The organism is Streptomyces sp. NPDC051364, assembly GCF_040682115.1.
Taxonomy (GTDB): domain Bacteria; phylum Actinomycetota; class Actinomycetes; order Streptomycetales; family Streptomycetaceae; genus Streptomyces.
Genome location: NZ_JBFBAH010000007.1, coordinates 331,890 through 349,002, shown reverse-complemented (window position 1 = coordinate 349,002; position 17,113 = coordinate 331,890). Strand labels below are relative to the sequence as shown.

Annotated in this window: 20 protein-coding genes; 5 read left to right on the top strand and 15 right to left on the bottom strand. The window is 70.7% G+C overall.

Annotation, left to right across the window (positions count from 1 at the left end):
* Nucleotides 1-31: 31 nt before the first annotated feature.
* From AB0M76_RS18745 to AB0M76_RS18680, 14 genes are all read right to left on the bottom strand, one after another.
* Nucleotides 32-616, bottom strand: a complete 585-nt coding sequence (locus AB0M76_RS18745) for a hypothetical protein (protein WP_365953876.1) — start codon at nucleotides 614-616, stop codon at nucleotides 32-34.
* Between the two features lie 33 nt (nucleotides 617-649).
* A complete protein-coding gene (locus AB0M76_RS18740; RefSeq protein WP_365953875.1) occupies nucleotides 650-1,615 on the bottom strand; it encodes a DUF317 domain-containing protein in 966 nt (321 codons plus the stop codon).
* Nucleotides 1,518-2,177 carry a DUF317 domain-containing protein gene (locus AB0M76_RS18735; protein ID WP_365953874.1) on the bottom strand — a complete coding sequence of 220 codons (660 nt, stop codon included), beginning with the start codon at nucleotides 2,175-2,177 and terminating at the stop codon, nucleotides 1,518-1,520. Before AB0M76_RS18735 ends, AB0M76_RS18740 begins: the two co-directional genes overlap by 98 nt.
* A 161-nt stretch (nucleotides 2,178-2,338) precedes the next feature.
* Nucleotides 2,339-2,686: a hypothetical protein gene (locus AB0M76_RS18730; protein ID WP_365953873.1), complete on the bottom strand. Its 348-nt coding sequence runs from the start codon at nucleotides 2,684-2,686 to the stop codon at nucleotides 2,339-2,341.
* A gap of 35 nt (nucleotides 2,687-2,721) precedes the next feature.
* Complete coding sequence (locus AB0M76_RS18725) at nucleotides 2,722-3,534, bottom strand: DUF317 domain-containing protein (RefSeq protein ID WP_365953872.1); 813 nt, start codon at nucleotides 3,532-3,534, stop codon at nucleotides 2,722-2,724.
* Nucleotides 3,531-3,905, bottom strand: a complete 375-nt coding sequence (locus tag AB0M76_RS18720) for a hypothetical protein (RefSeq protein WP_365953871.1) — start codon at nucleotides 3,903-3,905, stop codon at nucleotides 3,531-3,533. Before AB0M76_RS18720 ends, AB0M76_RS18725 begins: the two co-directional genes overlap by 4 nt.
* 263 nt (nucleotides 3,906-4,168) lie before the next feature.
* The gene (locus tag AB0M76_RS18715) at nucleotides 4,169-4,579 is read right to left on the bottom strand and encodes a hypothetical protein (protein WP_365953870.1); all 411 of its coding nucleotides are present in this window, start codon (nucleotides 4,577-4,579) and stop codon (nucleotides 4,169-4,171) included.
* 28 nt (nucleotides 4,580-4,607) lie between these two features.
* Entirely contained in the window at nucleotides 4,608-5,366 is a 759-nt protein-coding gene (locus tag AB0M76_RS18710; RefSeq protein WP_365953869.1) for a hypothetical protein, read from the bottom strand.
* Between the two features lie 29 nt (nucleotides 5,367-5,395).
* Nucleotides 5,396-6,037, bottom strand: coding sequence for a hypothetical protein (locus AB0M76_RS18705; protein WP_365953868.1), 642 nt, complete (start codon nucleotides 6,035-6,037; stop codon nucleotides 5,396-5,398).
* Complete coding sequence (locus tag AB0M76_RS18700; RefSeq protein WP_365953867.1) at nucleotides 6,034-6,783, bottom strand: hypothetical protein; 750 nt, start codon at nucleotides 6,781-6,783, stop codon at nucleotides 6,034-6,036. The genes AB0M76_RS18705 and AB0M76_RS18700 overlap by 4 nt, the downstream gene beginning before the upstream one ends.
* Nucleotides 6,784-6,809: 26 nt before the next feature.
* Nucleotides 6,810-7,520, bottom strand: coding sequence for a hypothetical protein (locus AB0M76_RS18695; protein WP_365953866.1), 711 nt, complete (start codon nucleotides 7,518-7,520; stop codon nucleotides 6,810-6,812).
* A 32-nt stretch (nucleotides 7,521-7,552) separates the two neighbouring features.
* Nucleotides 7,553-8,299, bottom strand: a complete 747-nt coding sequence (locus AB0M76_RS18690) for a hypothetical protein (protein ID WP_365953865.1) — start codon at nucleotides 8,297-8,299, stop codon at nucleotides 7,553-7,555.
* A gap of 8 nt (nucleotides 8,300-8,307) precedes the next feature.
* Nucleotides 8,308-8,727, bottom strand: coding sequence for a hypothetical protein (locus tag AB0M76_RS18685; RefSeq protein ID WP_365953863.1), 420 nt, complete (start codon nucleotides 8,725-8,727; stop codon nucleotides 8,308-8,310).
* Between the two features lie 118 nt (nucleotides 8,728-8,845).
* Nucleotides 8,846-9,295, bottom strand: a complete 450-nt coding sequence (locus AB0M76_RS18680) for a hypothetical protein (protein ID WP_365953930.1) — start codon at nucleotides 9,293-9,295, stop codon at nucleotides 8,846-8,848.
* A gap of 205 nt (nucleotides 9,296-9,500) precedes the next feature.
* Between AB0M76_RS18680 and AB0M76_RS18675 the strand changes: the two genes are divergently transcribed.
* From AB0M76_RS18675 to AB0M76_RS18655, 5 genes are all read left to right on the top strand, one after another.
* Nucleotides 9,501-10,607, top strand: a complete 1,107-nt coding sequence (locus AB0M76_RS18675) for a tyrosine-type recombinase/integrase (protein WP_365953862.1) — start codon at nucleotides 9,501-9,503, stop codon at nucleotides 10,605-10,607.
* 26 nt (nucleotides 10,608-10,633) lie between these two features.
* Nucleotides 10,634-10,996, top strand: coding sequence for a helix-turn-helix transcriptional regulator (locus AB0M76_RS18670; RefSeq protein ID WP_365953861.1), 363 nt, complete (start codon nucleotides 10,634-10,636; stop codon nucleotides 10,994-10,996).
* On the top strand, nucleotides 10,997-13,525 hold the full coding sequence (locus AB0M76_RS18665; RefSeq protein WP_365953860.1) for a hypothetical protein: 2,529 nt from the start codon (nucleotides 10,997-10,999) through the stop codon (nucleotides 13,523-13,525).
* A 221-nt stretch (nucleotides 13,526-13,746) separates the two neighbouring features.
* Nucleotides 13,747-14,538 carry a sulfite exporter TauE/SafE family protein gene (locus AB0M76_RS18660; RefSeq protein WP_365953859.1) on the top strand — a complete coding sequence of 264 codons (792 nt, stop codon included), beginning with the start codon at nucleotides 13,747-13,749 and terminating at the stop codon, nucleotides 14,536-14,538.
* 331 nt (nucleotides 14,539-14,869) lie between these two features.
* Nucleotides 14,870-15,793 (top strand): hypothetical protein, encoded by a 924-nt coding sequence (locus tag AB0M76_RS18655; RefSeq protein WP_365953858.1) that lies wholly within the window; start codon nucleotides 14,870-14,872, stop codon nucleotides 15,791-15,793.
* Here the strand turns inward: AB0M76_RS18655 and AB0M76_RS18650 are convergent.
* Complete coding sequence (locus tag AB0M76_RS18650; RefSeq protein ID WP_365953857.1) at nucleotides 15,724-17,100, bottom strand: MFS transporter; 1,377 nt, start codon at nucleotides 17,098-17,100, stop codon at nucleotides 15,724-15,726. The genes AB0M76_RS18655 and AB0M76_RS18650 overlap by 70 nt on opposite strands.
* Nucleotides 17,101-17,113 lie beyond the last annotated feature (13 nt).

The following is a 17,113-nucleotide window of genomic DNA, read 5'->3' as shown; positions in this document are numbered from 1 at the left end:
GGGAGGTGGTGGACTCGGCGGTGGGGAACGGCTACCGGCGGGGCTTTGCTGGGTTGGAGTCCCGGCCGGGGAGCGCGGCGACGGGGGCAGTGGTCGGCCGGGACTGGCTGCGCCGCAGAGCGCTGTGGATGTCGAGGACGGCTTGGCCGTGGAGGGACCACTCGTCCAGGTAGTGCCAGGCCTCGGCGTTCCGCGAGGCGAGCGGCCCGTCGTACTCCTCGACCCCGGGCCGTACGGACTCCGGCAGCGTGGCGCGCAATGCGAGCCACTCGCTCTGCAGGGTGCCGATCCGTTCCTGGGCGGTGCGCAGAGCGCCGATCTGCCAGACCCAGCGGTAGTGGACGCTCCGCTCCGGAAGCCTCTGCAGCTGGGCCCCGGCTGTGGCGACCAGGTCGCCGGCTCCGGAGCGGATCCGGTTGAAGGACCGCCAGGTGTCGGCGTCGCGCTGGGCCTGGCGAAACCCGTAGGCCCTCTCGTCGTGCGGCCAGCCGTTGGGGTCGGTGTGCTCGTCGGAGTAGGTGTCCCAGGCGGCGAGGATCTGCTCCGACTCGCGGAGGTAGAGGGCGAGTTGGTGCAGGAGGTGCTGGTGCCTGGAGTGGAGGTCGAGGTTGGTCACGGGTCCTTCGGGGGTCAGGGAGGTGGCCGGCGGCTACCGGGCGGGCCTGGCCGGTGAGGCGGTGCGCGGAACTGCGGGCGTGGCCACGGTGGTGGTGAGGTGCGGCTTGGGCCGGTGGCGGCGGGCCTCGGCCAGGCGTTGCTTGTGTGCGCCGACGACCTCGGAGCCGATCGCGAACTCCGGTCCCTGCGTGAGATGGGCACTGTCGTTGATCTTGAATCGGGCGCGCAGGACCGGCGTGGGGTTGGAGAGCGCTTCGGCGACGGCGGCTAGCAGATGGGCGGGGGTCGCCGCGTCGAGGTGGGCCCGCCAAATGCGTTGCTCCGGGCCGTGCTCACCGTGGTGGTGGGCGGCCTCGATCTCCCAGCCCATGACGCCCAGGGAAGGCGAGACGTACAGCTCCACCTCGACGATGGCGTCGGGTGAGGTCAGCCTCTGTGAGCCGGTCTCGGACGTGGTGTGCTCCCAGCCGCGGCCGGTGAGGACCTCGATCACCGAGGGTGCTGGTTCTTCGGGCTCGGGGCGGATGAGTGCGTCGGTCAGGCCGGCCACGATCTCGGCGGGGGTGTCGCCGTTGAACGTGGCGGACCAGAAGCCGGGGCCGTAGTTGTTGTCGATGCGCCACCAGCGGTGAAAGCTGCTGGGCGTCGGCGTGAGGTCGAGACGGAAGGCATGGTCGGGGCTGGTCATACGGATCGCCGGGTGCAGGGGGTCGGAGTCCAGACTCCATCCGCGGGCCCGCAGCGCGTGGGTGACGTGGCGGGGGTCTCCGGCGTCGGCGAGGTAGCGCGGGGTGATGGCCGAGCCGAGGGCGTTCTCGTGGTCGTAGGCGAAGGCGGCGAGCTGCCGGTCGGTGATGGACAGAGGGGACGGCTCCTTGAAGACCGATCGGGCGGCGGGGTCAGGGCCGGGGCCCGGCGACGGCTGGCGCCGCCGACGCCGAGCTGGGGACGGGCTGGGTGGTGAGGGCGGTACGCCGGTTGCGTACGGCGGTGGCACGGGCTTGGGCCAGGCGCGCGGCGTGCTCCTTCGCGAGGTCGTTGCCCTGGCGGCCACCGGGTTTCTGGGTGACGAGGCCGCTGTGCGGGACGTCGAACTCGGCCCGTGCGACGGGCGCGGGATCGACCAGCGCGGTGGCGAACGCGGCGGCAAGGTGCGGGGCGTTGCCGAGGTGGGCCTCCCACACCGATTCCTGCCCGCCGAGGCCGTCGGGGGGCAGGGCGCAGGCGATGAAGCCGGTGTTCCAGCTGGTCGTCCTGTTCCACCGGCGGACTTGCATGATCCCGTCGGGGTGCTCGGCGAGCTCGTGTCCACGCTCGTCCCTCGTGTAGCTCCAGTCCGCCGCTGTGAGGATGGACCACACGTCGGGGGCGGACTCGGGTACGGGTGCGAGGAGGGCGTCGGTGAATCCGGCGAGGATCTCCACGGGGGTGTTCCCGCCGAACTCGGCGTACCAGTTCTCGGTGTCGCTGGTGCAGCTGATCCGCCACCACTTGGAGTACGACTCGTTTTCCGGCTCCAGGGCCAGGGCGTAGTGCTGGTCGGGGCTGGCCAGGATCACGTGTGGGTAGTCCGGGTCGGAGTGGTTGGACCATCCGGCTGCCCGAAGGGCTTGGGTGATGTGGCGGGGGTCGCCGCGGCCGGCGAGGTGACGGGGGGTGGTTTCGAACCAGATCCGGTTGTGCGGTTCGTCGGCGCGGGTGTGGATGAACGGCCGCTGGCTCAGGACGTCGCTCCCGGCGTGTCGGCGATGGCACGGGCCAGGCGGCGGACCTCCCAGTGCAGGGAGTACCACTGCATCATCTCGGCGGCCGCTTCGCGGAGGGTGGCGACCACCGAGCTGACGTCGCTGCTGTACGGCTCGGCGTCGGTGGCGATGGCTCGGGCGGATGCGCGAAGGACGTCGGACAGCAGCATCGGGATGCCGAGGTCTTCGTCGAGGAGCGGTGTCAGCAGCGGCAGGACATCGTCGGCGGGGGGCTCGGTCCGCAGGTAGTCCCTGAGCTCGAGGAGGATGTCGACAGCCTGGTCGATCTTCTCCGGGCTGGGGTCTGTGGAGAGTGCGGTCATGGGGCTCCTCGGTGCTCGTGGTGTGGGCTGGGCGGTCAGCGGCGGGACTTGCTTGCGCCGGCTGCCGTGTAGGGGCTGGCGGGAGTGCGCTGGCGGGGGCGGGCGGCGCTCCAGGAGTTGCGGGCCCAGGTGGCGGCGCGGGCGGCGGTGATCCGGGCCTGCTGCCAGCCCCCGAGTTCGGAGGGACGTACGGACACCGAGGTGGTGCGGATCCACTTACTGGCCGGGACACTGCCGCGTGGGCGCATGACCGGCGTCGGGTCGGCGAGCGCGGCCGAGAACCCCTGGATGAGGTGCATCGGCGTCGTGGGCGTGAAGACGGCGTCCCAGGCGCGACCGTGCTCGGTGCGGGCTCCGGCCCACCAGTGCGCCTGGCTGGGTTCGGTCTGGTTCTGGTGGTATTGCAGCCAGGCGTTACGGTCCGGGGAGACGGCGGTGAAGTGCTGGCCTCGTTCGGTCTCCCACCCGTTCTCCTCCAGAGGAGCCCACACGTTCGGGGCGTGGGCGGAGCGCGGCTTGGTCAGGGTGTCGGTGAACCCGGCGACGATCTCGATCGGTACGGCTGTGGTGAACGTGGCGTGCCAGGCCGGCTGCTGGCCGACAGCCTGTCCGGAGACGGTCCAGCCGCCGGGCATCGCCGTGGGGTCGAAGCCGACCCGTACGGAGTGGTCGGGGCTGTCGAAGACGATCGGGCCGCCTGTGTGGGAGATGTCCTTCCAGCCGGAGGCGCGCATGTACTCGGCGACGAAGCGGAGGTCGCCTCCGCCGCCGAGGTGGCGGGGCTCGACCAGGTAGTGCTGCTGGGGCTGGTCGGCGGTCGGTCCCCAGCCTGTCCAGGTCTTCTTCACCGGTGCCTCCGGGCGACGAGCGGCGACGGGGCCGGCGGGAGCGCGGCGCTCGGCGGGCTCTGGGTGAGCCTGCGGATGTCCTCTGCGTGCTCGTCGAGGTCGAGGGTGATGTCGTGCAGTTCGTTCGCGGCGCGGCCGAGGGCGAGCCACACTGCGGGCGGCAGAGCCCCGTTGAGCGCCCGGCCCTGCGCGAAGTGTGATCCGGTGGCCACCAGTGTGGTCAGTGATCCGAGGACGCCTTCTTCGGGTTCGAGAACCTGGCCCAGGATGCGGGCGGCTTGCTGGGGCGAGGCCACGATCAGGCACTCGTTGAGCTCCGCGATCTGCTGCGCGATCTGGCGGGCCAGGGCCTCGGGGCCATAGACGGTCACGCTCCTCCTGGGGTGGTCGGGGCCAGCTGCTCTGCCTCGGGATGCGCCGGTGTGGCTGGATGGGCCGGGACGGTCGGGGGTGTGCCGGCCAGGGGTCCCCGCGGTGACGGCGCGCAGGTAGCGGCGCAGGAGGAAGACGGCCAGGCGCGGGCGCCGGGCGGGGGAGATCGGCGGCAGTCGGTTGGGGGTCTGCTGGATCGTGATGCTCCAGGCGGGTCGGGCTGGAGCCGTCCCCGGCCCGGGAAGGGCCGGGGACGGCGTGGTCAGCGAGAACGAGGTGGGGAGCCGGGTGCCCCCTGCGGTGGCACTGCGGTGGCCAGTCCGGTCTGGGCTTTGGCCTGTCGCGTGCGGTGCGCGGCCATCGCCTGGGCCCAGGCGGTCACGTCGTACACGTCCGGGTCGATGTTGACCTTGTAATCGGCGATGAGTAGAGGCAGAACCGCGCGGGTGGCGAGCTGCTTCTGGGCCTGTTCGCTCAGGCCGTCGGGAGTTTCGTGCCAGACGTAGACGGGGCCAGAGGTCGCCTCGGTGTGGCGTTCAAGGCCGGCACTGTCGAGGAGGGCCAGGAGTTCTTCGGGTGCGTTGCTGCGGCTGACGATGTGGACGCTGCCGGGGGTGCGGGCCCGTCGGTAGATCTCGACGTCGGTGCCGGCTTCATCGGCCAGATTTCCCACGGGGGATCTCCTCACGGTGGTGGGTGGATCAGCGGGTCGCAGAAGCGACCGCCGGGGAGGGCGGGCGAGTGGGCAGTGCCGTGGGCGCGGGGGCCGGTCGGGCCGGGCGCATGGTGACGCCGACGCCGATACGGGCCAGCTGCTGGGAGACAGCCTGTACGCGTGCGATCTGCTCGCGGTCGCCGTACGACGCCGGAAGCAGGAACTGCCGGTGGTAGGGGTGGTACTGGAATCCGGCGCCGTACAGGACCACGGTTGCCTCGCGCACTCCGGTCACAGCGCCGACGGCTCCGTCCGGGTGCCAGGCCATGCTCACCGCTCCGGTGATCAGCACCGGTTCGGGTCGGCGGGGCACGGGGTGGGCGGCGTTGTGCCGGACCTGGCGCAGCGCACTCTCGTAGCGGGGGAGCAGCCTGCGGGTGACCTGGGCGGCAGCGCGGGCGGGGTCGGCGGGGATGGTGATGCCGTTGGGTTCGTCCACCTGGTGGAAGGCGTCGTGATGGGCGTCTGGTTCCAGTGCGCCGATCATGAACTGGTGCCGGTACCGGGGGCGGTCGAAGAGCAGCAGGCGGCTTCCGTCGGCTCGGGCGAGCACGGCCTGGTGGCCGAGGACGAAGTTGGAGGCGGCGTAGCCGACGGCTCCCATGTCCCACACCGTCGACGTGGTGGCGATTTGGTCGTGGTAGGCGGCATGGCGGGTGTAGGTGCTGGTCCAGGTATTGGGCAGGCGGGCGGCGAGGCCGTCTGCGAAGGCCGCGAGATCGGTTCGATGGTGTCGTGGAGGCATGGTCGTTTCGGAGGTGGAGTGCGGCGGGTTCAGCGTCCCCGGGCGGGTGGCGACGCCGCTGGGCCTGGAGTTGCAGGTGGTTGCGGGGCGGCCGGTTTGGCGGCGGCGGCCTGATTGCGGATGTGCCGGATCTCGTCGCCGCCTCGCGAGAGCACGCTGGTGGTGTCCATCAGCCGCATCGCGAGGTCTTCCTTGGACAGTGCGCCCTCCGCGCGCTGGCTCCAGGTGGCCCAGGTCGTGATCAGGGTCTGCACTAGGTGGGACAGCAGGCCCTCGGTGGGCGCGGCCACTTCGGCGAGGATCTCGGCGACCTGCTTGTCGTCGGTGGCCTTGCTGGCCCGCTCGGCAAGCTGGTCCAGGTAGCGGTGGGCCGCTGCCCGGTCGCCGTCGGGGGTGGCGAGCGTGTTCAGGGAAGGATCCAGGAAGACGCTGAACCCTGCGAGCAGGAGGGCTTGGGCCGCGGCGGTCGCGTAGTGACGCTGCTGTTCGACGGGCAGGTCGTGCGGCTGGCGCAGGTACTGGACGCCGCCGTCGCGGAAGCGGCCGACGGTCTCCAGGATGCCCGCGGCTTCTGGTGTGCATCTGCTGGTCACCACCAGCTGAGTGCGCGGGTCGCGGGTGATGGTGACGTAGCCGAGGATGAGGAAGTCTGGCTCTCCGCCGTCCTTCACCGGGAGCGCACGGTGTTCGCTGCCGCCGGGCGTGGTGCGGGCAGCGGCCTCGTTGCCGGAGTGCCCCGGTGTGGCGCGTTGCGCAGGGTCACACCGATGTTCAGGGCGCCGAGCGCGGCGCCGGCCGCCCGTACGCACTGTGCCTGGTGGGCGGTGTCGTCGCCGGAGGCGACGTACGTCTGCTGGCCGGGGTCGTGGACGAACCCATGGGCGGTCAGGACCTCGGCCACCTCCGCCCGGTCGGTGCTGGCGGTCAGATCGCCGGATTCCGTCCAGTTCAGCACCAGGGTGTCGGGCTGGGCTGAGGCGCGGTTCAGTCCCAGGGCGTTGTCCTGGACCTGGGCCAGAGCAGTCTCGTAGCGGGGCAGGAGCTGGGTGGCGATGGCGTCGGCGGCCTGCTCGGGGTCGGCGGTGATCGTGATTCCGTCCGGCTCCGGCACCCCACGAAACGCCTCCGCGTGGGTGTCGGCGGGGGCCATGGCTGCGACGAGGAACTCGTCTTCGTAGCGGGGGTGGTCCATGAGGAACAGGCGCCGGCCGTTTTCGCTGGTGAGGATGGCGTCCTGCTTCAGGGGGTGCTGGGCGAGGGCGTCGGCGACGTGGTTCATGTCCCAGACGTCGGCGGTGAGGAAGAACTGGTCGTCGTGGGCGGTGTGCTGGCGCAGTTCCCGGGTCCAGGTACCGGGCAGGAGCTGGGTGAGGATGGCGGCGAAAGAGTCGAGCTCTTCGGGATCGTGGTCGGGCATGGGTTCCTCGGGCGGGATCGGGGCGGTCAGCGGCGGCGGCCGGCCGGGGCGGGCGAAGCGGCGGCCGGTGCGCTGGGCGTGGTGGGGATGCGGGCGGGCGCGGGACAGGGGCAGGAAGCCGACTTCTCGCGCTCGTCACCGGCGACTTCCTGCGGGCAGGGCGCGCGGTGGGGGTGTACGGCCTGCCGGTCGGCGAGATCATTTCGGACGTGCCGCAGATCGGAGGTGAGGACGTGGAGCCGCTCGTTGGCCAGGTAGCGCAGCCGGGCGGCCGTGTGCGGGTCCGCGGGATGTCCGAGGTCCTGCAGGAAGTCGGCTGTGGTGTGCAGGACTTTGGTGAGGGCCGCCAGGATCCCGTCGTGGGTGGCGGTCAGCTCTGTGAGGGTGTCGGCGACCTCTTCGGTGCTCTCGGCTTCCCGGATCCGGACCGCGAGGTGTCGGACCTGGTCGCCGAGGGTGAGGTAATGCGGTTCACGTCGCTCGGTGGCGAAGACGGGGTCGGTGTCGAGGTCGTAGCCGACGGTTTGCAGGCGGGCCACGGCCCGGGTGGCGAGGCGGATTTCCTCGTCCTGGTCGAGGCCGGTGGGCAGGCGGTGGTAGGTCTCGTGGCGGCGGACCACGGGGACGAACCCGGTGCGCTCAAGGAGGCTGTGGGCTTCCGGATCGCCTCCACGGGCGAGGACTTCACCGGAGTGCGGATCGCGCCGGATGGTCAGAATTCGGTGGGCAAGGGCCAAGAAGAGAATGCTTTCTGCAAGGGAGAGGCCGGTCAGAGGCCCCGGGGGGAACGGGGCGCCGGGAAGCCGGCGGGGAGAAGCGGGGAAGGGCTTGGGACCGGGGCGCCGAGGTGCTGACCTGCCCTCTCCATGAGGCGGCGCGCGATGGCCAGGTGCCGGTGTGCCTCGTCGGACAGGTGCGCCGCGGTGCCGGGGTCGAGGTGCTCGGTGGTGGGCTGCGTGGCGGCCAGCATGTTGGCTTTGAAGGGGCTGACGTGGTGCTCTCGGGGGGAGAGCAGGCCGAGGTCTGCTTCGATACGCCGGCATTCCGCGGCCAGGACGTGGTGAACCTGCCTGGGCGGGGCCGCGCGGTTGCCGTCCTCGCGGATCAGGCTGGCCAGCAGGTCGAGACGGTGGGACTGGTCTCGAACAGCGATCCACCTGCCGGGATTCGGGTCTCCGGGCGGTGCGATCCCTGCGACGCGCGCGAGCCGGTAGCCGACCTCGGACCATTCGGCGGGAGTGAGCTCCCGGTCCTTTGGGTGCAGGCGGACGCTGGCGTGGAAGATGACGCGGGGGTCGCCCCTGTAGGTGGCGGGGAACGGGTGGAGCCTGCGCGGATCGTCGAGGTGCTGGGCCCACTCGGCCGAGGTCCAGGTCCGGTCCCCGTCGGTGAAGTAGTCGAGGTAGTGCCAGTGGGCGACGATCGTGCCCTCGGTGGTCAACCCCTCCCTGTCGCTGACGGGCCGGCCCAGCGCTTCGGCGAGCCCGTCCACCGAGGACATGCTCGGCTCGTGCACCGTGGGGATCATCGGCTGCCGGCCCGGCCGTCGGCGACGTGGACGAGCTGGTTCAGCTCGGTGATCGAGTACCAGCCCACATCGACGGTTTCGCTCCCGGGGAACTTCGGCACCAGGTAGTCCTGAAGGGCCCGCTGGTAGATCAAGCAGTCGGGGCAGTGCGCGGAGAGGTGGACGAGGTAGCGGGGGTGTCCGGTGATGAAGCTGCGGGCACCTCCCTCCGGGTTCCGCAGGCGCCACCCGTCCTCGTTCGTCGGGGTGTGCCAAGAGGGGGTGACCACCGTCATCGCGTCTCCCCACAGAATGCCGTCGTCCACACCCTTGATGACCACGATCCGGTCTCCGGGGGCGAAGTGCTCGTGGGTGATGTCCCGCTCGGGGGTGATCGCATCGGCGGGTATGAACGCGGCGCGGCTGGCGTCGGGCACGGCAGAAGTCCTTCCACGAAGGTGCCGCGGGGAGCGGCTGGTGAACTTCTTCAATGGTCTGGAGAATCCCCGGTTTGGCTGACCGGGGATCGTCGGCTATACATGGCCCCCGCCCCGGCTACCGGAACGGGTTTTCCGTCCCCCGGTCGTCGGCCGTGGCCGCGTCCAGCAGCTCGGGAAGGTCCGTGCCCTCGGCATCGCGCTGGTCGATCCACCAGCCGGCCCGGGTGACCGTACGGATCTTCTCCTCCAGAGCCGACCAGTCCGCCTCGTCCCACGACCCTTCGGCGACGAGGGCGGTGTACGCAGTGGTCACCAGCTGGTAGCGGCTACGCTCGCCCCACGCCAGAGCCCGCTCCGGGCCCTCCAGCGGCGGCATGTCGAACTGCTCCGCCCAGGCGAGCGCGGCCTGCTGTTCCTCGGAGCGCTTGGCGGCGAGCCATTCCTCGCGGGCGACGGTGTCGGAATCGCGGGCGGCCTTCCAGCAGTCGGTGCACTCCCGCCCGCCGAGCCAGCGGGCGAACCCGGCCCGCTTGTCTGCGGGACGGTCCGACAGGTCGCGGGTGATCTCGTGTCCACAGCTGTGGACGATCTTCCATTCGGTTCGTACCCCCGGGGAATTCCGTTTGATGGGCGACACGTTCGAGGTCGGGCGGTTGTTCTGCGGCTTCAATTCGAGTCCCTTTCTTGGGCGGTTGGGGTGGTGGCCTGCGTCGTTGCGGGGGGTCGTGCATTGGATGCACGATTCGTGCGGCGGACGGAGGTGGTCTGGGGTGCTTGGCGGTGGTCTCGGGGACGCTTCCGCGCGGCTGGTGCTGTTGCAGGGGGTGTCCCTGCTGCGTCCGGAGGACGCGGTACTCGAGGCGATGCTGGAGGGATGGGCCCGGCAGCAACGCGGTGGGCGCCGCCTCCAGCCGAAGACGATCGAGGACCGGCGCAGGGTGGTGGAGCGGTTCGGGGAGTTCACGAACGCCTACCCGTGGCAGTGGACGGCGTCCGATCTCGACGACTGGATGACGCACCTGATCGGGGTGGCGCGGCGGGCGGAGTCGACGATCCGCAGCTACCAGGGCGCGATCCGGATGTTCTGCGACTACGTGACCTCGCCGCACTACCAGTGGCCCGCCGAGTGCGAGGAACGCTTCGGGACGCACCCTGTGCAGATCTGCCACGAGTGGAACACCGCGGCGCACCTGGTGGAGTGCGAGGGCCGGCCCGGGCGGCGGCCGATGACGCGTGCCGAGCTGCAGCTGTTCTTTGACTACGCCGACGACCAGGTCGAGCGGGCGGTCCGCCTCGGCCGTAAGGGCGCGTTGGCTGCGTACCGGAACGCGACGGTCTTCAAGGTCATGTACGGGTGGGGTTGCCGGTGCACGGAGACCTCTCGGCTGGACACGTTCGACTTCCACGCGGCGGCGCCGGAGCTGGGGGAGTTCGGGTCTTTGCACGTGCGGTACGGGAAGCGGACGAAGGGTTCACCGTGGCGGCGTCGGACGACGCTGTCGGTGATGCCATGGGCGGTGGAGGCGGTCGCCGACTACGTGATGAACGTCCGGCCCCGGTACGCGGGCGCGGAGTCCGGTGCGGCGTTGTGGCTGACGGAGCGGGGCGGGCGGCTGCAGCCTCGGGAGATCGAGGACCGGTTCGCCTCCTACCGCGACGCGCTGGGCCTGGACAAGGACCTGGTGCCGCACTGCCTGCGCCACAGCCACGTCACCCACCAGATCGAGGACGGAGCGGATCCGGCGTTCGTGCCGCGCCAGGTCGGTCACCGCTACGCCTCCACGACCGCCCTGTACACCGGGGTGAGCGGGGACTTCATGAACACGATGATGCGGCGGATGCTGGACCGGGCCTTGGGCCCGGACCCGGTCCGGTAGAGGACGACACGCGTGGGAGAGGGGACGTGGTGCGGAAGTTGGACTACCGGTGGCACCTGCGGGAGGTGATGGCGATGAGGGGGATGTTCTCCACCACCGGCCTGCGCCCGCTGCTGGCCGAGCGGGGGATCGACCTGTCGCCGTCGCAGGTCTACCGGCTGGTGACGGAGCGGCCCGAGCGGCTGAACCTGGCGGTCCTGATGGCCTTGATGGACATCCTGGGCTGCCGTATGGACGAGCTCATCGAGCCGGTAGCGGCACAGGCGCCGGCCGTGCGGCGGGCGGCCGGGCAGAGGCCGTCGGATCAGCCGGCTGGGCCGGGGGTAGGGGAGTTCCGACCCCGCCGGGCCCGGGTACTGCCGCCGCCCAAGGGCGGGCCGGCGAGTTAGGTGACGGAGGCGGAACGGCCGCGGTGGCAGTGGGAGCCGGAGACGGTCGTGGAAGAGGTCGTGCGTGCGGCCGATCCGTCGTGCGCGGTCATGGGCGTGGCCGCGGTGGTGGAGCGGGTGTTCCGACAGCGTCCGCAGCGCCGCGAACTCGCCCGGCTGCTGGTCGCCGACCCCTCCCTGCTGACCTCGGGCCGGCCGCAGGTGCCCCGACTCGCAGAACGGCTGATCCGGGCGCTGGTCGACGACGGGGCCGTGGGGCTGGTCCTCCCGTTCTGCGCCGGGTGCGGGCGGCAGCGCCGCCTGACGGCCGAATCCCCGCAGGGCCGTACTTGCGGTACGTGCTACAGCCGGGCCCGGATCGAGGAGCGGCGGTGCGTGGAGTGCGGCCGGCGTGACTTCCGCGGCCGAGACCGGGAGGGACGGCCGCGGTGTGCCCGCCACCTGCCCGACCAGGACGTCGACCCACTCGCCGAGATCGCCCGGCTGCTCTTCACCCTCACGGGCCTGGACCACGAGGTGCTCGAAGGACTGGTCCGGAAGACGGAGCGGACCCGCGCCGGACAACTGCGCCTGTGGTGGGCGCTCTCGGACCGCCCCGACCTTCTGACCGGCGCCGGCGCCCATGGCCCCCGGTCGATCTCGACCCTCGCGAAAGCCCTGGTCGAGTACGGCGCCACCGGGGTGGTGGTCCCGCTCTGCCCGTGGTGCGGCAAGAACACGAACCTGTTCAGTCTGCGCGAGGGCGTCAGGTGCTGCTCGTACTGCTGGACGAAGACCCGCCGATGCCGGTGTGCCCGTTGTGAACGGGACCGGCCCATCGGAGGGTACGACGCCGATGGCCGGCCAGTGTGCGGGCCCTGCCGCCAGCAGGACCCGCTCCACCACCAGCGCTGCGACGGCTGCGGCGAACTCCGCCTCCGCCGTCTGCGCACCGACGACGGCGGGTTGTGCCCGGCCTGCTGCACCAACCCCTACGCCCTGTGCGCGACCTGCGGGGCCTGGCGGCCGTGCTGGTTCGCCTCGACACCCACGCCCCGGTGCCAGCCGTGCACAGCGAGGGCCCGCCACCAGGCCGTGTGCGTACGCTGTGGGCAGCACCGCCGGGTCAACAACCGCACCCCCAAAGGCGAACCACTCTGCGCGACCTGTGGGCACACGCCCTCCCCGTGCGCAGGCTGCGGCAAGACCTACCCCGCCTCCGCACTCCTGGAGGACGGTCGCAGGCTGTGCCAGACCTGCTGGGCCAAGCACCCGAAGGCGAAGAAGCCCTGCACCCGCTGTGGAACCGTGGCCCGCCTCTACCACCGGGGGATGTGCCCCGTATGCGCCCGGGAGCGGAGCCTACGCGAGGTGTTCGCCGGCACCGACGGCACGGTCCGGCCCGAACTCGAGGCCGTCCTTGACACGCTCCAGGCTATCGACCCGCTCACGGTCCTGCGCTGGATCCACAAGACCCCATCCCGCCGAGCCGCCTTCCGCGCGCTCGCGACCGGCTCGGGCCCCGTCACCCACCAGAGCCTCGACGCCGCAGCCGAAGGGCAAGTCGCCGACCACCTGCGCGCACTCCTCGTCGCCAGCGGGGCCCTTCCCGCCCGCGACGAACATCTCGCCCGCATCGAGAAATGGTTGCCGAAGGTCCTGGCCCGGATCCCCGACCCGGGCGAGCGGCGGATCGTCGAGCGCTGGGCACGATGGCAGCCCCTGCGCCGCCTGCACCGGCAACCTGCCCACCGGCCCACCAGCCTCGGGCAAGCCTGCGGAGTCCGGCAAGAAATCCGCGCCGTCATCCGATTCCTGGAATGGCTGCCCGGCCAGGGCACCGACCTCGCCTCCTGCACTCAGGACCACGTCGACGCCTACGTCGCCACCGGCTCCTCGGACGGCCTGCGGATCCGGCCCTTCTTGCTGTGGACCAGTCGCCACCAGCACACCCGAACCCTCACCGCCCCCTTCTACACGAGTTCTCTCGCCGCCGACGTCGTGGCCGCCGACACCCGCTGGAGGCTCGTCCGCCTCCTGGCTCAGGACCCTGGCATCGCGGTCCGCGACCGAGCCGCGGGACTGCTGCTCGTGCTGTTCGCGCAACCCCCCTCCCGGATCTGCAGCCTCAGCCGCGATGACGTCCTCGACGACGGCACAACCCTCCGGCTGTCTCTGGGCGTCAACCCGGTGGAGATCCCGCCCCCGCTGGACGGGATGATCCGCGAACTGGTCCACCACCCCGTGGGCAAGGCCGCGAACCTCGACCCCGCTCCCAGCCGGTGGCTGTTCCCCGGCGCCTACGCCGGCCGCCCCATGGAACCCGCCAGCCTGTCCCGCAGACTCAAGGCCCTCGGCATCCGGCCCCGGCCCACCCGCAACGCCTCCCTGATGGACCTCGCCGCCGAACTGCCCGCCTTCGTCTTCAGCCGCCTGCTCGGCTTCAGCCAGCAGACCGCCGCGAACTGGATCGCGGAAAGCGGCGGCGACGATGCCACCTACGCAGCCCACCGGGCCCGCTACACGGGCGCCACCCACCCTGATCGGTGAGAAGCCGCCCACCCGCACCGATTGAACGGCTCGGTGCTTTCTCCAAGCCCGGTCGGTGGAGGTTCGTATGAAGGCGAGGACCAGGGTGTGCGGGGTGGGCTGGTCCGGATTCGCGAGGGATGCTGGTCGGCGATGTGCGCGCTTTCGCGCACCGGTGTGCCTGAGAGGTTTCGTTCGTGAGCGCCAGACCCGCTGCCTTGCCCACCGCCACCGTGCGGTCGATGCCACTGACGTTCGCCTGCGGCGCCGCGGTCGGAGTTCTGGGCGGCATGATCGGCCTGGGTGGAGCAGAGTTCCGCCTCCCCCTGCTGATCAGCGTGTTCGGGTTCGCCGCGCTGTCGGCGGTGATCCTGAACAAGGCAATGAGCCTGATCGTCGTACTGACCGCATTGCCAGCGCGCTTGGCGGCGGTGCCGTTCTCCGACCTCGGCGCGCACTGGACGGTCTCCGTGAACCTACTGGCGGGGAGCCTTCTGGGCGCGTGGGCAGGGGCATCGTGGGCGGTGCGGATGCGCGCGAGCACGCTCTACAAGGTCCTCGCGGCTTTGATGGTCGCCATGGCCGGGGCCCTGCTGTTCACCCACTTCGCGGACCTGAGCGGACTGGGTCTGTCCGGGCCGCTGCTGGCGGTACTCGGGGTGGTCGCCGGGTTCGGAATCGGAGTGGTGGCCGCGATCATGGGGGTGGCCGGCGGCGAACTCCTCATTCCGACGATCGTGCTGCTCTACGGCGTCGACATCAAGATCGCGGGTAGCTTGTCGCTGCTCGTGTCGCTGCCCACAATGCTCGTCGCCTTCGCCCGCTACAGCCGCGACGGCAGCTTCGGGGTCCTGCGGGCCAACCTCCGCTTCACCCTGGTCCTGGCCGCCGGCTCGATCATCGGCGCCCTCCTCGGCGGGCTCCTTCTGGGCGTAATTCCCGATCTTGTCCTCATCCCGGGGCTCGCGCTGATTCTGCTGGTCTCCGCCGTCAAGACGGCCCGCCACGCCACACCGACCCCCGCCACCTCCTGAACCTGCCGACGCTTCCGGCGGCCGCCTGCGGGTCCGAAGCGCCAGTGGTTCGGAGGAAGGGAACGCCAGCCACCGTCGCCGGTCCCCATCCTGTCGGCTACGGATGGAAGGGCCCGTTGCAGGAGACATTCCGAAACTTGCAACATCCTCCTGTGCCACCAACTGCGGCCTGGTTCTCCTGCCCGAACACGGTCCGGACTGCGAGAACGGCTGCCGTTGCGACCTCGACCTGCTCGGCGCTGGGGCAGAAGCGGACATGTCGCCGGTGGCACTACTGAGCGCCACCGAAATTCCGACAATGGGTTTGCTCCAGCCGCCTAGTGTCCTGGCCATGGACTCTGAACGGCTCAAGCTCTCTTCGCGCAAGTGGATGATCGCGGCCTTCGCCGCGCTCGCCGAAGGCCCGTCGTCTCATGACCTGGCGGTCCACCACGCCGGGATCGCTGCCGAGCATCTCCTCAAGTCATACCTGGCCAGCCTGCACCCGGCTCTCGTAGTGGAGGGCAAGGATTTCAACTCCTTGCTGCACGCGACGGGTCACGGGGCACACGCTTCGGTTCCCGCGGAGCAGGTCAAGACCATCGGCTTGGCCGAAGCCCATGCCCGAGCGCAGAAGATCTTGCGGAAGAGAATGCCGGTCGATCAGCGTGCGCTTGGACCGCTAGCCAATGCTCGTAACGGCGTCGCACACAGTGGCATGTACGACCGGTCAGAGGTCAATGCCGTCTTCACCACGTGTCTCCGGCTGATCGACCCCTTGCTCGTCGAGCTCAAGATCGACACTTCCTACTGGGGCCGTTACGAGTCCCTGCACGACCGGCTTCTTGAAGAGAACGTGGAAGCTGTCCGTGTCCGGCTGGAGAGCAAACTTGCTCGGGCCAAGGATTTCTTCTCTGAACGTTACGGCCACTTGCCCCAGAAGGAACGCGAGCTCGTCCTCGGCACGATTGCACGAGTCTCTCCTCCCGGCTACATCGAACACGACGAGCCCGCCACCTGCCCGGCATGCGACTCGCAGGGCTGGCTTAGTGGTGACACGCACGTGGACGAGGATGAGTGGGCGGTCATGTTCACCCCGTTCGTCTTCACCTGCCCAGCCTGCGACCTGCGTGTCGAGCACGAGGAACTTGAAGAGCTGGGGGGGCTTGCGGAGGAGGTCAAGCTGGATGAGCCACCAACCGACTTCTACGCGGACTGGGAGCCAAGTGAAGTCCGTGGATCTTCATGGGATGGAGGACCATTCCACAACTTCTGATAGCCGGACTTACCAACAACGGCCATGCGTGAATCTCCTTCGAGAACGGGTGAGTTGGGGTGTTGGGTCTGGCGGGGACGTCGGTGGCGGCCGGGGCGACGGCCGGGGCCGAGCTTTCGGCGGGCGAGGGTGAGGATGGCCAGCGAGGTGGCGGCTCCGGCGGCGGGGAGCCCGGCGAGTGCGTAGGGGCGCTCGGCGAGGGCTCCGGCGAGCGCGGTCCCTGCGGCCTGGCCGGTGCCGACCGACAAGATCAGCCAGGCGTACGCCTCGGTGGTGCGGGAGGCGGGGGCAAGGGAGTCCACGGTGTGGAAACCGTTGGTGATGATCAGGGTGAGGAACAGTCCCGGGACGACCACGAGGGCGATGGCGGTCCGGGGCTCGGGCTGGGCCAGGAGCGGAACCCATCCGGCGAGGAACAGGGCGCTGGTGGTGATGAGTTGGGTGGTGGTCGTGCCGGGCCATGTCCGTCGGGCGTAGATCAGGCCGCCGAGGAAGCTGCCGGTGGAGAACGCGGCGGGGAGTACCCCGGAGAGCATGGCCAGTCCGTGGGTGCTGGCCATGCCCGCGGCCCAGACGGTCATCGCACCGAGTGCGAAGCCTGTTCCCGCCAGCGCGGTGCACAGCAGGACCAGGCCGGCCCCGATCAAGCGCCCGCTTCCCGCTGCCCCGTCCGTGGTGGCAGGACGCCAGGTCCGTGACGGGGCGGCGGTCAGGACGATCACCGTGCCCACGAGCCCGAGTGCGGCGGTCGCGGTCAGCGCGGTGTCGGGCCCGTGCGCGGTGGCCAGCCAGGAGGCGAGCAGAGGGCCCGCGATGTAGAGGAGTCCTTGCGATCCGGTGTCCAGGGCCTGGACGACTCGGCGCTGCCCGAGATCGGGCACGACGGTCGGCCACAGGGCCCTCAAGCCGGATTCCAGCGGCGCCGTGACCAGGCCCGCGAACCCCACCACCGCGGTCACCACCGCTGGATGCCCGCCCGCGCCGATCCAGGGGAGCGCGGCCAGGCAACCGGAGTTCAGCAGCACCGCCGGGGCGGAGACGCGGGTCTGGCCGTAGCGGTCCATCAGCCTGCCCTTGACCGGCTGGGACAGCCCGGACGCCAGCCCGTACAGCGCGGCGAGCAGGCCGGCGAAGGCCAGCGACCCTCCGCCTCCGGTGATCCACAGGACGAGGCCGACGGGGACCATGCCGTTGGGCAGGCGTCCGGTCAGGGTGCCGCCGAGCAGGCGCAGGACATGCCGGCTGCCCAGGACGGCGCCGTACGTGGCGGGCGGTGGGGTGGTGGTCGGGTGATCGGCCAGGGTCAACAGGGCAGGGCTT